This window comes from Rhizobium sp. OAE497 (genome assembly GCF_040546565.1).
Classification (GTDB): domain Bacteria; phylum Pseudomonadota; class Alphaproteobacteria; order Rhizobiales; family Rhizobiaceae; genus Rhizobium.
Genome location: NZ_JBEPOA010000001.1, coordinates 815,509 through 828,505 on the forward strand (window position 1 = coordinate 815,509; position 12,997 = coordinate 828,505).

At 63.3% G+C, this 12,997-nt stretch carries 15 protein-coding genes and 2 pseudogenes; 9 read left to right on the top strand and 8 right to left on the bottom strand.

All coding sequences use genetic code 11. From position 1 onward, the window contains the following. Window positions 1–15: 15 nt before the first annotated feature. Entirely contained in the window at window positions 16–819 is an 804-nt protein-coding gene (locus ABIE40_RS04120; RefSeq protein ID WP_199626798.1) for an endonuclease/exonuclease/phosphatase family protein, read from the top strand. Here the strand turns inward: ABIE40_RS04120 and ABIE40_RS04125 are convergent. Beyond that, a complete protein-coding gene (locus ABIE40_RS04125; protein ID WP_199626340.1) occupies window positions 816–2,711 on the bottom strand; it encodes a diguanylate cyclase in 1,896 nt (631 codons plus the stop codon). The genes ABIE40_RS04120 and ABIE40_RS04125 overlap by 4 nt on opposite strands. A gap of 260 nt (window positions 2,712–2,971) precedes the next feature. Here ABIE40_RS04125 and ABIE40_RS04130 point away from each other — a divergent pair, with 260 nt between their 5' ends. Then, window positions 2,972–3,343, top strand: coding sequence for a DoxX family protein (locus ABIE40_RS04130; RefSeq protein ID WP_354540964.1), 372 nt, complete (start codon window positions 2,972–2,974; stop codon window positions 3,341–3,343). Window positions 3,344–3,403: 60 nt separating this feature from the next. Here ABIE40_RS04130 and ABIE40_RS04135 read toward each other — a convergent pair whose 3' ends face one another. Then, window positions 3,404–4,846 carry an FAD-binding oxidoreductase gene (locus ABIE40_RS04135; protein ID WP_199626342.1) on the bottom strand — a complete coding sequence of 481 codons (1,443 nt, stop codon included), beginning with the start codon at window positions 4,844–4,846 and terminating at the stop codon, window positions 3,404–3,406. A gap of 219 nt (window positions 4,847–5,065) precedes the next feature. Between ABIE40_RS04135 and ABIE40_RS04140 the strand changes: the two genes are divergently transcribed. Further along, window positions 5,066–5,374: a Dabb family protein gene (locus ABIE40_RS04140; protein WP_112712851.1), complete on the top strand. Its 309-nt coding sequence runs from the start codon at window positions 5,066–5,068 to the stop codon at window positions 5,372–5,374. Between the two features lie 36 nt (window positions 5,375–5,410). Here the strand turns inward: ABIE40_RS04140 and ABIE40_RS04145 are convergent, their stop codons facing one another. Genes ABIE40_RS04145 through ABIE40_RS04155 form a run of 3 tightly spaced genes read right to left on the bottom strand, consistent with a single transcriptional unit; the run spans window position 5,411 to window position 7,937 of the window. After that, on the bottom strand, window positions 5,411–6,310 hold the full coding sequence (locus tag ABIE40_RS04145; RefSeq protein ID WP_199626345.1) for a metal ABC transporter solute-binding protein, Zn/Mn family: 900 nt from the start codon (window positions 6,308–6,310) through the stop codon (window positions 5,411–5,413). A gap of 17 nt (window positions 6,311–6,327) precedes the next feature. Then, window positions 6,328–7,200, bottom strand: coding sequence for a metal ABC transporter permease (locus ABIE40_RS04150; RefSeq protein WP_112712847.1), 873 nt, complete (start codon window positions 7,198–7,200; stop codon window positions 6,328–6,330). Beyond that, window positions 7,197–7,937: a metal ABC transporter ATP-binding protein gene (locus ABIE40_RS04155; RefSeq protein WP_199626346.1), complete on the bottom strand. Its 741-nt coding sequence runs from the start codon at window positions 7,935–7,937 to the stop codon at window positions 7,197–7,199. Before ABIE40_RS04155 ends, ABIE40_RS04150 begins: the two co-directional genes overlap by 4 nt. A gap of 255 nt (window positions 7,938–8,192) precedes the next feature. On the opposite strand from ABIE40_RS04155, the gene ABIE40_RS04160 reads away from it, so the two are divergent. Together ABIE40_RS04160 and ABIE40_RS04165 are read left to right on the top strand one after the other, a co-directional pair. Further along, on the top strand, window positions 8,193–8,432 hold the full coding sequence (locus tag ABIE40_RS04160; protein WP_199626347.1) for a type II toxin-antitoxin system ParD family antitoxin: 240 nt from the start codon (window positions 8,193–8,195) through the stop codon (window positions 8,430–8,432). 5 nt (window positions 8,433–8,437) lie between these two features. Further along, complete coding sequence (locus tag ABIE40_RS04165) at window positions 8,438–8,740, top strand: type II toxin-antitoxin system RelE/ParE family toxin (RefSeq protein ID WP_112712843.1); 303 nt, start codon at window positions 8,438–8,440, stop codon at window positions 8,738–8,740. 29 nt (window positions 8,741–8,769) lie between these two features. On the opposite strand, the gene ABIE40_RS04170 is transcribed toward ABIE40_RS04165, so the two are convergent. Continuing rightward, the gene (locus ABIE40_RS04170) at window positions 8,770–9,255 is read right to left on the bottom strand and encodes a peroxiredoxin (protein WP_112712841.1); all 486 of its coding nucleotides are present in this window, start codon (window positions 9,253–9,255) and stop codon (window positions 8,770–8,772) included. A gap of 67 nt (window positions 9,256–9,322) precedes the next feature. Continuing rightward, window positions 9,323–10,073: pseudogene (locus ABIE40_RS04175) on the bottom strand (protein-disulfide reductase DsbD domain-containing protein). Here ABIE40_RS04175 and ABIE40_RS04180 point away from each other — a divergent pair. The 4 genes from ABIE40_RS04180 (at window position 9,996) to ABIE40_RS04195 (ending at window position 12,362) form a co-directional block, all read left to right on the top strand. Continuing rightward, the gene (locus ABIE40_RS04180) at window positions 9,996–10,208 is read left to right on the top strand and encodes a hypothetical protein (protein ID WP_354541085.1); all 213 of its coding nucleotides are present in this window, start codon (window positions 9,996–9,998) and stop codon (window positions 10,206–10,208) included. The pseudogene ABIE40_RS04175 and the gene ABIE40_RS04180 overlap by 78 nt on opposite strands. Window positions 10,209–10,309: 101 nt before the next feature. After that, window positions 10,310–10,915, top strand: coding sequence for a YqgE/AlgH family protein (locus ABIE40_RS04185; RefSeq protein ID WP_112712837.1), 606 nt, complete (start codon window positions 10,310–10,312; stop codon window positions 10,913–10,915). A gap of 87 nt (window positions 10,916–11,002) precedes the next feature. After that, on the top strand, window positions 11,003–11,194 hold the full coding sequence (locus ABIE40_RS04190) for a CsbD family protein (protein WP_112712835.1): 192 nt from the start codon (window positions 11,003–11,005) through the stop codon (window positions 11,192–11,194). Between the two features lie 82 nt (window positions 11,195–11,276). Further along, window positions 11,277–12,362 carry a zinc-binding metallopeptidase family protein gene (locus tag ABIE40_RS04195; protein ID WP_199626349.1) on the top strand — a complete coding sequence of 362 codons (1,086 nt, stop codon included), beginning with the start codon at window positions 11,277–11,279 and terminating at the stop codon, window positions 12,360–12,362. Here ABIE40_RS04195 and ABIE40_RS04200 read toward each other — a convergent pair. Next, window positions 12,363–12,936: pseudogene (locus ABIE40_RS04200) on the bottom strand (TetR/AcrR family transcriptional regulator). Window positions 12,937–12,997: the final 61 nt, after the last annotated feature.

The following is a 12,997-nucleotide window of genomic DNA, read 5'->3' on the forward strand; positions in this document are numbered from 1 at the left end:
GCGGGGGAGGCGGCACTGCGGATCATTTCTCTGAACGCCTGGGGCGGCAAGATCCATCAGCCGCTGATCGATTATCTCGCCGGCGCCAAAGCCGATATCCTCTGCCTGCAGGAAGTTACCCGCTCCGTCGGCGTCACGAGCGGCTGGCTCGAATATCGCGACGGCAGCCACATACTGCCGCAGCGCGCCAATCTCTTCGACGAGGTGAAGGCCGTTCTGCCGGAGCATGACGGCATCTTCGCTCCTGCCTCGCGCGGTGAACTCCTGGATGGCGAGACAGCCGTCCCCTCCGAATTCGGCCTCGCCACCTTCGTCCACCGCTCGCTCGCCATCTCCGGCCAGGCGATGGATTTCGTCCACGGCACCTTCTCGCCCGATGGTTACGGCGCCCATCCGCGCCCGCGCAACGCGCAGGTTTTGCGCCTCCTCGACTACGCCTCAGGCCGCCCGCTCGTCGTTGCCCAGCTGCATGGCCTGCGCGACATGGCCGGCAAGGGCGATACATCGGCCAGACTGGCGCAAGCCGAGGCGCTGGTCGCATTGATCGGGCGTATCCGCAAGCAGGATGAACCGCTCGTCGTCTGCGGCGATTTCAACGTACTGCCCGATAGTGCCACCTTCGAGATCCTGGGCCAGCTCGGCCTCACCGAGCTCGTCACATCACGCGGCTTTGCGGGAACGCGCACCTCGCTTTATCCGAAGGACGGGCGCTTTGCCGATTACATGCTGGTCTCGCCGGGCGTAAGCGTTACTCGCTTCGAGGTCGTCAGGGAGCCCGAAGTTTCCGATCACTGCGCTCTGCTCCTGGATATCGCCTAGCCGTTTGCCGTCCGTGCACTGGCCGGCGATTCCCAGATCGAGATCCGGTCGCGTCCATTGCGCTTGGCGTCGTAAAGCGCCTCGTCGGCATGCTGCATGAATTCTGCAGGCGTCGTCGCGCGGGCACGGCTCTGCTTGACGGCAATGCCGGCACTCGCCGTCACCCGTCCGAATTCGCTGCCGGTATGCGGCAGGTTCAGCGCGTGCAGCGCATCGCGGAACTGTTCGGCAACACGGCAGGCATCCGCCTCGTCGGCTTCGGGCATCAGCACGACGAATTCTTCGCCGCCGAAGCGGGCGACGATATCGGTATCGCGCCGGGCCGCCTTGCGCAGGCAGTCGGTGACAGCCTTCAGGCATTCGTCGCCGGCCAGATGACCATAAGTGTCGTTATAGGCTTTGAAGCGGTCGACATCGATCATCAGCAGGCTGAGCGGCGTGCGCTCGCGCACACTGCGGGCGAGCGCCAGCGCCAGGGCTTCGTCGAAGGCGCGGCGGTTGACGATGCCGGTCAGGCCGTCGGTCTCTGCAAGGCTCTTCATCCGGTCGGCAACGGCGCGCAGCGAGTGCTCGGCCTGCTTCATCGCGGTGACGTCGGAGACGACGACCAGCGCCATGCCATCGGCGGTCATGCGGGTGCGGAGACTCAGCCAGCGGCCGTCATAGAGGTCGATTTCCTCGTCCTTGTCGCGATGCAGGTCGCGTGCTGCGGTCTCGATCCACTCTTCGTCGATCTCGGCCGGAAAGCTGCGGCGCTCCTGCGTTTCGACCGCCTTGCGCAGGATGTCGCGAATGTTGAAGCCGGCAACGCGCACCACGCCGGAAAGCGGGAAGAGATGCGCATATTGCGGGTTGGCGTAAACGAGGTCACCCTTCGGATCGTACATCGCAAAGCCATCGGACATGCCGGACATCGCGTGCGACAGCATGTTGCGGTTCGCGCGCAGCTCGCGCTCGATGCTGCGTTCCTCGGTAATGTCGCGGGTGACGCCCGCAAGGCCGATGACGATACCGTCGCGGTCGCGCAGCGGCACTTTCGAGGTGCGGAACCAGTGCTCCTTGTCGCCCTGCTGCAGCGGCTCGATCTTGTTGATCAGCGCTTCGCCGCTGCGCATCAGCGCCTGCTCTTCGGCAAACAGGACTTCGGCGCGGCGCTGGGTGGCGATGTGGAAATCGGTGGCGCCCACCATCGCTTCCGGCGAGGTGAAATGATGATGCTCGGCGACATTGCGGTTGACGACGACGAAGACGCTGTCGCGGTTCTTCACATATTGGAAATCCGGCGTCTGCGTCAGCGCTGCGGTCAAGAGATCGCGGTCCAGTGCCATATGCTCGAACTGCAGGAGCAGCGCACCGGCAACGATGATCGCGCCGAAATTCAGCACGACAGCAGGCACGCCCACCAGCTGCAACGCCATGGCGCTGATCTGCGCCGGCAGGACCAGCATCGTCGCCAGCAGCGTGACGGAAACCAGCGCGCCGAGAATGAACGTATCGGCAAGCCTTGCCTTGCGGCGCTTCTGCAGCACCCGCAGCGTCAGCGACACCGCACCGACGCAGGCAATGCTGATCATTCCGTCAAGCGCGCCGGCGCCACCCATCTGCAGGCGGAAGGCGACGGCCAGCGGGATCGTGAGGATGGCGGAAGGCGCGCCGCCGAACAGCGCGGAGATGGCGACCAGCGAATAGCGCAGGTCGATGAAGACGCCATTGCTGAGCGGCACCGACATCATCATCGAAGCCATCGTCCCGGCGCCCATCACCGCGCCGAAGGCAAGCTTCGTCTGCAGGTCGGTCATCAGCCGGAATCGGAAATAGATGTGAGCCCAGATCGAGATCACAAGTGCAACGATGGCAAGATTGCCGATCAGTATTTGCCAGGTTGTATTCATGCAGTACTAATGAACCCAGACGCGCCAATCCCCGCATTTGTAAGGCTTTTTCCTTTAAGCGGGTTTAATTGAATGGAGATTGCGCAAGAAAATCCTGCGCCGGATTTGAGCGTTTGCACCAGCGTCGTTCCAATCGGACACATCCACAAACCGATCACCTTCGTATCAACGTCTGTGAAGCGCGATGCGAGGATTGAATGGCCGTGCACATTGGGATGTGGTTTGAACCATCCCTGGAATCGAGATTTTGGTGGCGGCTTGTGTTGTCGGCGATCTACCTGACCGTCGGCATCCTTCACATGCTGCTACCGGGTCCGTTTCTCAGGATCATGCCGGCTCTGGTGCCGTTTCCGGCTGCTGTTGTCTTCATCACCGGCGCATGTGAGGTGGCAGCCGCCGCCGGGCTGCTTTCGTCGCCCTTTCGCGCCGCCGCAGGGATTGGGCTCGCCACCTATGCGGTCTGCGTCTATCCCGCCAATATCAAGCATGCGATCGACGGATTGTCGGCGGTCGACGCCAGTACCTATGCCTGGCTCTATCATGTGCCGCGGCTGGCCTTTCAACCGGTTTTTGTCTGGTGGGCGCTCTATTCGGGTGGCGTCATCGACTGGCCGTTCCCGCAAGCCCGTTAGCCGGCCGGCGGAGCGCATCCGCCGGCCTGTTCATGGCAAGCCGCCTGAGCCAGCGCGCCGTCAGCTTGCCGCCCGCATCTCCGGCAGTGGCTTGACGTTCTGGTTCATGCGGAACAGGTTTTCCGGGTCGTAGTGCCGCTTGATCTCGGCCAGCCGCCGGTAGTTCTTGCCATAGGCCTTCTCCACCCGGTCCGCCTCGTCCTCGGGCATGAAGTTGATATAGGCCGTGCCGATCGCATGGGGCTTGGTGGCTTCGAACAGCCCTCGCGCCCAGGCGATGCCTTTCTGATCCATGGCTTTGTCGCGCCAGCGCCCATGGACGTTCATGACGAAATGCGAGCTGCGCTGCGGGAAGGCCGTCGCCTCGCCGGCGATCCGGCCGGCGGCACCTCCGACATGGCCGACGAAGATTTCGCATTCCGGCCCCGGTAGCTTGCGCACCGCATCGAGGAGCACGGCAATCGCCTGATCGGAGAGCGCCGCGAAATCCTGGCTCTTCCAGTAGTTCCGGGCGCCGGGCGTCAGCAGCGGATCGAAGGCCTGCTGCCAGGCGGCGAAGGGCACCGGCCCCACGACATCGGCGATCGGCTTGCCGATCCCGCGAAGCTCCGCCGTTGCTGCCTGTCCAGCGGCGAGATCACCGCAATAGCACATGGCGAGCACCAGGACTTCCTTGCCGTGCCATTCGGCGGGCAGGAAGGGCAGGGGCGGCGCCTGGCGCATCACCGCCCAGCAGGTCAGCTCGTCCGGCGCCTTCTCAAGTGCTGCTCGATACTGCTTCAGCACCATCTCGGCATCGGCAAAGGGATGAACGACGAGGCCCGCGAGCACATTGCCGGGCAGATCGTGCAGGCGGAATTCGAAGGAGGTCACGACGCCGAAATTGCCGCCGCCACCGCGCAGCGCCCAGAAGAGATCGGGATCTTCCTTCTCGCTGACCCGCCTCAGCCTGCCGTCAGCGGTGACGACATCCATCGAGATCAGGTTGTCGAGCGTCAGCCCGAATTTGCGCGTCGTCCAGCCGAAACCGCCGCCGAGCGTCAGGCCGGCAATGCCCGTCGTCGAGTTGATGCCGGTCGGCAGAACCATGCCGAAAGCTTGCGTTTCCGCATCGACATCGGCAAGCGTTGCACCGGGCTCCACCCGCATGCGCCGCGTCGCCGGATCGACCCAGACGGATCGCATCGCCGAGAGATCGATCATCACGCCGCCATCGCAGACGGCATTGCCGGCAATGTTGTGGCCGCCGCCGCGCACCGCGAGCAGCAGGTGATTATCATGGGCGAAGCGGACAGCCTTGATGACATCGCTGGCGCCGGCGCAGCGCACGATCATCCCCGGTTTGCGGTCGATCATCGCGTTCCAGATCGTCCGGGCTTCGTCGTAGTCGCTATCCGCCTTGGTGATCAGCCGTCCGCGCAACCCCGCCGCAAGGGCCTCGATCGCATCGGCGCGCATGACTTTATGGCCCTTCTGCAGGGTCGTGAGGTTCATATCATCCATGATGGTCCTCCCTACGATGGGAGCCCCCGTCCCATCGGGGCGGCATTTTGCGCCTGCGCAAACGCATCCACAAGCTATTGCTAATAAATGTATCCGGGGATGGAAAGCGTGCGGCACCTTGCCCGCAATGCGGGATTTAAACCGGACCCGCCATTTCTGGCGGGCTTGCCCTCGGTGTCATTCCCACTATGCTGCCGCGCAGAAACTGGGAGGAACCATATGATCCTGCATTGCGTATTTCTGCGGCTGAAGGCCGCCATGACCGGCGAAGAGAAGCAGGCACTGTTCGCCTCGGTCGTTGCGCTGCAGCAGGTCATTCCGGGGATCATCGATATCAAGCATGGCCCGAACGTCTCGCCCGAGGGCCTGCATGGCGGCTTCGTCGAAGGCTTCGTGGTCACCTTCGAGAGCCCGGAAGCGCGTGACGCCTATCTCATCCATCCTGAACATGTCGCGGTCGGCGAGAAGATCGTCGAATCCGTCGATGGCGGCCTCGGCGGCCTCCTGGTCTTCGACCTCAACGTCTGAGGAAAAGGCCGCGGATCGCTCCGCGGCCGTCCGTACTCAGCTCGACTTTGCCATCGCCGCAGCGATCTGGTCGACATTGTAGCGGAACATCTTCTCATAGGTCGGCGCCGGTCCCTTGGCGTCCGAGAGCGATTCCACATAGAGCTCGCCGCCGGGTTTTGCGCCGGTTGCCTTTGCCACCTGCTTGACGAGGCGCGGGTCGTTCGAGTTTTCGAAGAAGTAAGTCTTCACGTTCTCGGCCTTGATCTGCTCGATCAGCTTGGCGACGTCGGCAGCCGAGGCTTCGCTCTCGGTGGAAACGCCGAGAGGAGCCAGGAAGCTCACCTGATACTCGCGGCCGAAATAGCCGAAGGCGTCGTGGCTGGTCAGCACCTTGCGGCGATCGTCGGCGACCTTGTCGAATTTCGAATGCGCATAGGCGTCGAGCTCGTCGAGCGTCTTCGTGTAGCGGTCGGCATTGGTCTTGAAGGCGGCGGCATCGGCCGGATCGGCAGCCGAGAGTGCCTTCTCGATATTCACCACCCAGACTTTGACGTTGACCGGGCTGTTCCAGACATGCGGATCGGTCACGGTCTTGCCGTCCTCTTCCATCGTCCGCGTGTTGATGCCTTCGGAAGCCGTGACCGGCGTGCCCTTGTAGCCGGAAGCGGTGATCAGCCGGTCCATCCAGCCTTCCAGGCCTTCGCCGCTGACGAAGGTCACCTGCGCCGCCTTCAGGTGCTTGGCATCGGCAGGCGAGGGCTCGAATTCATGGGGGTCGCCGTTCGGGCCGACGAGGCTGGTGACGCTGACATGATCGCCGCCGACCTGCTTGACGACATCGGCAAGCACGGTGAAGGAGGCGACGACCTTGAGTGTCTCGGCAGAAGCCGGGATCGCCGAGGCGGCAAGCAGCGCCGGCAGGGCGGCGGATAGAAGCAGGGTACGCGATAGCATGGTCAGTCTCCTTGGATTCAGCCCTTGAGATGGGGGCGGGGGAAGAGGCGCCGGGCGATGCCCGATGGCGCAAAGAGGATCGAAAGCGCGTAGAGGCTCGCCGCCGTCATGATGATCGTCGGTCCGGAGGCGAGCTCGAGATGGTAGGAGGCGATCAGGCCGAGATAGCCCGACGCCGTGGCGCTGAGGACCGAGATCACCATCATCTGCGGCAGGCTGCGCGACCAGAGCTGGGCGATTGCGGCCGGCAGCATCATCAGCCCGACGGCCATCAGCGTGCCGAGCGCCTGGAAGCTGGCGACGAGGTTCAGCACGACGAGCAGCAGGAACAGGAAGTGATAGACCGGCCCGCGCCCGCCGACGGCGCGCAGATAGCCGGGATCGAAGCACTCGGTGACCAGCGGCCGGTAGATGACGGCAAGCGCCAGCAGCGTCAGCGAGGTGATCGTGCCGATCTGCAGAAGTGCCGGCGTATCGATCGCCAGGATCGTGCCGAACAGCACATGCAGCAGGTCGATATTCGAGCCGCGCAGCGAAACGATGAGGACGCCGAGCGCCAGCGACGCGAGATAGAAGCTCGCAAAGCTGGCATCCTCCTGCAGCACGGTCATGCGGCTGACGACGCCCGAAAGCAGCGCCACCGACAGCCCGGCCACCAGCCCGCCGATCCCCATCGCCGTCAGCGACAGCGAGCCGGCGACGAGATAGCCGATCGCAGCACCGGGGAGCACCGCATGGCTCATCGCATCGCCCATCAGGCTCATGCGCCGCAGCATCAGGAAAACGCCGATCGGCCCGGATCCGAGCCCGAGGCAGAGGCAGGCGACGAGCGCCCGGCGCATGAAGCCGTAATCGGCGAAGGGTGCCAGAAAGATGTCGTAGGCGGTCATGCGGCAGGCTCGCAGATGGCGGCTTCCTCGTCCCAGCGCTCGGCCATCGCCCGCGCCGTCATCAGGTTTGCCGCCGACATCACTTCGGCTGTCGGCCCCCAGCCGATCAGCTCGCGGGCAATCAGCATCGTCTCCGGAAAATGCGCCCGCACCTGTTCGAAATCGTGCAGCACGGCAATCACCGTCCGCCCATCGCCATGCCAGCGGGCGACGATATCGAGAAGGTCGCGCGTGGTGCGCGCATCGATTGCGGTAAAGGGCTCGTCGAGCAGGATCACCCGGGCATCCTGCAGCAGCAGCCGCGCAAACAGCACGCGCTGGAACTGCCCGGCCGACAGCGAGCCGATATGCCTGTTGTCGAAACCATCGAGCCCGACTGCCGAAAGCGCCTCCAGCGCCCTCAGCCGCTCGGCCCCCGAAACGCGCCCGAACGCACCCGCCTGCCGCCATGCGCCGAGCATCACGGTATCGAGAACCGAGATCGGAAACCGCCGGTTTATATCGGCCGCCTGCGGCAGATAGCCGAAATCAAGCCGCGCCAGCCGATGCCGGATCATCCCGGCCGCCGGTCTCAGCTCCCCCACCAGCGCCTTCAAAAGCGTCGACTTCCCCGCCCCATTCGGCCCCGCAATCGCCGTGAGACTACCCTCGCGGATGCTCCCGGAGACATGATGCACGGCCGGATGCCGGTCATAGGTAACGGTGACATTCTCAAGCTCGATCAGGGGAACACTCACGGCAACGCCGCCGCCCAATAGATCGCCAGCCACAGAGACGCGATCAGCAACAAAACGAAACCGGCCCGCGCAAAGGCGGATTGCCGGAGCAGATTGGGGAGGGGGTGAGGCATTGCAGGCTTTCTAAAATGTAATAACATTACTGTTATGTTGTAACGTTTATGGCAAAAGCGGGGCGGGTGCAAGCGTTCTACGGGATGCTATTTGTTGCGCATTTTTTGTTATCGCTTAGAATGCCGCCAAAGGAGCCCACCCATGAATGTGTCGATCGGAAAACGCTGGGAAGACTTCGTAGAGAAGGTCGTTGAGGACGGAAGGTATGGCTCAGCGAGCGAGGTCGTGCGCGAGGGACTTAGACTGGTGGAGGAGCGCGAGGCCAAGCTGGCGAGCTTGCGGCAAATGCTGGACGCGTCTATCGCCGCAGGTGGAGACGTAAGCGATGACGAGTTAGGCGCCGCGCTTGAAGCACGCCTTGTGGCATTGAGAGGCAAGTAAGATAGGTGGCCCGGCTCCGCTATCTGCAAAGCGCCAAGGCCGACATACTCTCGATCCTCGATTACGTCGAGCAGCAGGCGGGATGGCGAAGCGCTGAAAACCTAGTCTCCGCTTTGCGCCAGAGATGTAGGGACTTGGCAAATCTGCCGGGTCATATGGGCCGTCCTCGGCCCGAGCTTGGGAAAGATATCCGAAGCGCTACACTGGGCAACTACGTCATCTTCTTTCGTTATGTCGGTGACGTGTTGGAGGTGATCGACATCCTCGAAGGTCATCGCGATATCGATCACTTCTTCTTAGGTGAATGACGGCGAACCCCAGTCCGCCGCCCCAATCCTCAAAGCTGCTCGATCATCGCAGCTGCACCCGAAACCGTTGCCTGGCCCGGGCTTTCCTCGACGTTGAGCGACTTCACGACGCCGTCTTCGACGAGCATCGAGTAGCGCTTGGAGCGGACGCCGAGGCCGCCGGCGGAGAGGTCGGCTTCGAGGCCGAGCGCCTTGGTGAAGCCGGCGTCCCAGTCGGCCAGGAAGTGGATCTTGCCGGCGCCGCCGGACTGCTGTGCCCAGGCGCTCATCACGTGCCAGTCGTTGACGGCGACGACGGCGATGTCATCGACGCCCTTGCCGAGAATGGTGTCGCGGTTTTCGAGATAGCCCGGCAGGTGGTTCAGCGTGCAGGTGGGCGTGAAGGCGCCGGGAACGGCGAAGAGCACGACGCGCTTGCCCTTGAACAGCTGCTCGGTCGAGATCTCGACCGGGCCGTCGGCGGTCTTTTCCTTGAAGGTGGCGGCCGGAAGCTTGTCGCCGATTGCGATGCTCATGAAACTCTCCTCGTTGAGATGATGAAGCGGCAGATGCCGCGGGGTCGGTGGGGACTATAGGAGCCGGTCACTCAAAGGCAAGCGGTGTCTCCATGGCGCGGCCGCCGTCGATGACGAGCGCATGCCAGGTCTTGCCCTTGAGCGCATAGTTGCGCGGCAATTTGCCAATCGCGACCGAGGTCGAGAAGGTCTTGCCGTCGCGCTTGCTCATCAGCTGCTTGGTGAAGACATAGCCGTTCGGCCCGGTGACGATCACCTGCGGCGCCGTGTCGCCGCCGCCGGGAAGGGCGATCTCCAGCCACAGCTCCTTCATGTCGGCGGACATCTTGTGCGACACCACCTGGAAGCCGGACGAGGCCTCTTCGGGAAGGGCTTTCTCCGCCTGTTCCAGCAGCGCCTCTTCCTCCGGGCGCGACTGCTTTGCGTCCGAAAGCGGCAGCTCGAAGGCCGCCTGGAAGGGCACGCAGAGTTCCTTGCAGATGCCGATGAAGGCGGTGGCTTTGATCGCTCCGGGCGCCCCGTCGCCGTCCGCCTTGAAGGTCAGCGGCAATACGACCGGGGCGTCGTAGCCGATGTCGTCGACCTTGCCGTCGTTGATATGCTTCGGCACCGGATAGCGGATCTCCTTCAGCGTCACGCCGCTTTCGGGCGCCACGGTGATCTGCGGCGGAATACCGCTGCTGCCGGGCTCGCGCCAATAGGTGATCCAACCGGGTTTCGGCTCGATCTGCAGCCCCGCCATGGATCGTTCCGTCGCGCTCCGGCGGCAGCGCGATCAGCCGCATCCGGCCGCCCTCGTTATCGACCCAGTCGCTCATTTCCGCCTGCGCGGCGGCAGCCAGGCTGAGGAGGGCTGCGGCAGAAAGACCGAGGCCGCGGATGATCCGGCGCGTAAAAGAAATAATCTTCATGGAACAAAGGTTTATCGAAAAGTGCTACAGGCTGCCATATGAGGAGTGATTCTAATTCTTCATTTTCGGTTGATTGATTTGTGACATTGCCCCATGTTTCCTGTGTCGGGGCCTTTTCACGCGGTCTGGCAGCAGGAGGAATTATGTCCTTATCGACGCTGAAGAACAGACGGGAACGCGGCTTTTTCGACGGGCAGTTCCTGATTGCCATGCCCGGCATGGAAGACAGGAATTTTGCGCGCACGGTGGTCTATATTTGCGCGCATTCCGATGCCGGGGCCATGGGCTTCGTCATCAACCGCCCGCAGAGCCTGACCTTTACCGACGTCCTGCTGCATCTCGAAATGATCAAGGACAGCGATTCCATCGTTCTTCCCGATCACGCCCGCGACTTCCCGATCCAGACCGGCGGCCCGGTCGAGAGCGGCCGCGGCTTCGTGCTGCATTCCGATGATTATCTGAGCGATTCCAGCATCCCCGTCAGCGACGATATCTGCCTGACGGCGACGCTCGATATCGTCCGCGCCATCTCCAAGGGCGGCGGTCCCAAGCGCGCCACCATGCTGCTCGGCTATTCCTCCTGGGGTGCCGGCCAGCTGGAAACCGAAGTCGGCAACAATGGCTGGCTGACCTGCGCGGCCAACGAAGCGCTGATCTTCGATCGCAGCCTCGATGACAAATACGAGCGGGCTCTGGCGGGCATGGGCGTCACGGCGGCGATGCTCTCTGCCGAAGCTGGCCACGCCTGACTTTCTTCGGAACGAATTCAGATAGCTGACGTTAGTCCTTCCGCAAGCCAGGGCAAGCTCGCCCCGGCGCGATAGGAGGCATCTGATATGGGTAGCACCAGCGACAAGATTTCCGGCAAGACCAACGAGATTGCAGGCAAGGCCAAGCAGGCTGCCGGCAAGGTGACCGGCGACCGCAGCATGCAGGCCAAGGGCGCAGTCCAGGAAGGCAAGGGCAAGGCCCAGGTCGCGGCAGGCAAGGCCAAGGACAAGCTGAAGGACGCCGTCGACCGGATGTAAGCATCCTTCCATTTCCATGACACATGCCTGTTGCGCAGCGGCGCGGCAGGCATTTTTCGTCCGTTCGTGCCGGGGTGCTTCCATGAGACTTTTCGCCTGCGACAACTGTGATCAGGTCGTCCATTTCGACAATCGCCAATGCGTGCGCTGCAATCACCGCCTGGGCTTCCTGCCCGAGGATCTGGCGATGCATGCGCTGGAGCCGCGCGACGACGTGGCCTGGCAGCTGGTCGCGAGGCCGCAGCGGGCGGTGCGCTTCTGCGCCAATGCCGGTCTCGATATCTGCAACTGGCTGACCTCGGCCGATGATCCCAATCCCTTCTGCATCGCCTGCCGGCATAACCGGCTGGTGCCCAACACCAATACGCAGGACGGCATCGACCGCTGGCGCCGCATCAGCCAGGCGCAGCGCCACCTTTTTTATTCGCTGCTGCGCTGGCATCTGCCGCATCCTGACCGCGAGGAGGATCCGCAGGGCGGGCTGGTTTTCGACTTCCTGGAGGACGTGGTGCAGAACGACGGCAATGTCGTACCCGCCATGACCGGCCACGAGGAGGGGCTGATCGCCATCCGCGCCGCCGAAGCCGACGACGTGACGCGCGAGCTGGCGCGCAGCGCCATGGACGAGCCCTACCGCACACTGCTCGGCCACTTCCGCCACGAGACCGGGCATTTCATCTGGAACAAGCTGGTGCGTGACCGCAATGGCTTCGATGCCTTCCGCGCCGCCTTCGGCGACGAGCGCCAGGATTATGGCGCCGCCCTACAAAACCACTATGCCAATGGCGCGCCGCTCGGCTGGCAGGAGAGCTTCATCAGCGCCTATGCCGCCTCTCATCCCTGGGAGGATTTCGCCGAGTGCTTCGCGCACTACCTGCATATCGTCGACACGCTGGAAACGGCGCGCGCCTTCGGCATCGCCATCGATCCGCGCGGTCACGAGGAAATGGCGGCGGAAGTCGATTTTCAGCCTTACAGAGCCAAGGATGCCGAACAGCTCGCCAGCGCCTGGATCCCGCTCAGCGTCGCCATCAATGCCATCCAGCGCAGCATGGGCCAGCCGGATTCCTATCCTTTCGTGCTCTCGCCGCCCGTCATCGCCAAGCTCGACTATGTGCACGCCCTGATCCAGGGCGCCAACATGGAGTGGCAGCGCGCGGCCGCCTGATCAGGCGGGCGTCTTCAGGAGGCCGCTCGCCAGCTGCTTGAACGCTTCGACGGCCTTCGCGAAGACCTCGGCGGAATCCTTTTCCGCGGCGATCCACAGTGCCGCATTCAGCGCCGCGCCGTTATAGAGGGCGGGCGGCCGCTTCCGCATCGACGGGTTTGACCGTGCCTTCATCGATCAGCGCCTGGATCGTCGCCGCCGTCGTCGTCAGACAGGCATTCTGGCTCGGCCATTGCGAGGGATCGCCGAGAACGGCGGGACCGTCGAGCAGCATGATGCGCTGGATCTCCGGCTCGAGCGCCATCTCGATATAGGCGATGCCTTCGGCCAGGAAGCCCTCCCAGCGGGTCGGTGCCTGTTTCTGCGCAGCGCACATCCGCACCAGCATTTCAGCATCGATCTGGTCGATCACCGCCTGCAGCAGACCCTTTTTGTCGCCGAAATTATGATAGAGCGCGCCGCGCGTCAGCCCGGCCTCGGCGGTGAAATCGTCCATCGAGGATGCGGCATAACCCTTTGTCGCAAAAGCCTTCCGGCCCGCCTGGATAAGCTTGGCCCGGGTCTCTTCCATCATTTCAGCGCGGCGTTTTCCAACCACGGCACTCTCCTGAAATCGAACATACGCCCCGTATGCA

Coding starts and splice junctions, on each gene's coding strand:
- ABIE40_RS04190 (WP_112712835.1), top strand. CDS start 11,003: ATGGGTAGCACCAGCGACAAGATTTCCGGCAAGACCAACGAGATTGCA.
- ABIE40_RS04150 (WP_112712847.1), bottom strand. CDS start 7,200: ATGACCGCCTACGACATCTTTCTGGCACCCTTCGCCGATTACGGCTTC.
- ABIE40_RS04195 (WP_199626349.1), top strand. CDS start 11,277: ATGAGACTTTTCGCCTGCGACAACTGTGATCAGGTCGTCCATTTCGAC.
- ABIE40_RS04125 (WP_199626340.1), bottom strand. CDS start 2,711: ATGAATACAACCTGGCAAATACTGATCGGCAATCTTGCCATCGTTGCA.
- ABIE40_RS04185 (WP_112712837.1), top strand. CDS start 10,310: ATGTCCTTATCGACGCTGAAGAACAGACGGGAACGCGGCTTTTTCGAC.
- ABIE40_RS04170 (WP_112712841.1), bottom strand. CDS start 9,255: ATGAGCATCGCAATCGGCGACAAGCTTCCGGCCGCCACCTTCAAGGAA.
- ABIE40_RS04145 (WP_199626345.1), bottom strand. CDS start 6,310: ATGCTATCGCGTACCCTGCTTCTATCCGCCGCCCTGCCGGCGCTGCTT.
- ABIE40_RS04180 (WP_354541085.1), top strand. CDS start 9,996: ATGGATCGTTCCGTCGCGCTCCGGCGGCAGCGCGATCAGCCGCATCCG.
- ABIE40_RS04135 (WP_199626342.1), bottom strand. CDS start 4,846: ATGGATGATATGAACCTCACGACCCTGCAGAAGGGCCATAAAGTCATG.
- ABIE40_RS04160 (WP_199626347.1), top strand. CDS start 8,193: ATGAATGTGTCGATCGGAAAACGCTGGGAAGACTTCGTAGAGAAGGTC.
- ABIE40_RS04140 (WP_112712851.1), top strand. CDS start 5,066: ATGATCCTGCATTGCGTATTTCTGCGGCTGAAGGCCGCCATGACCGGC.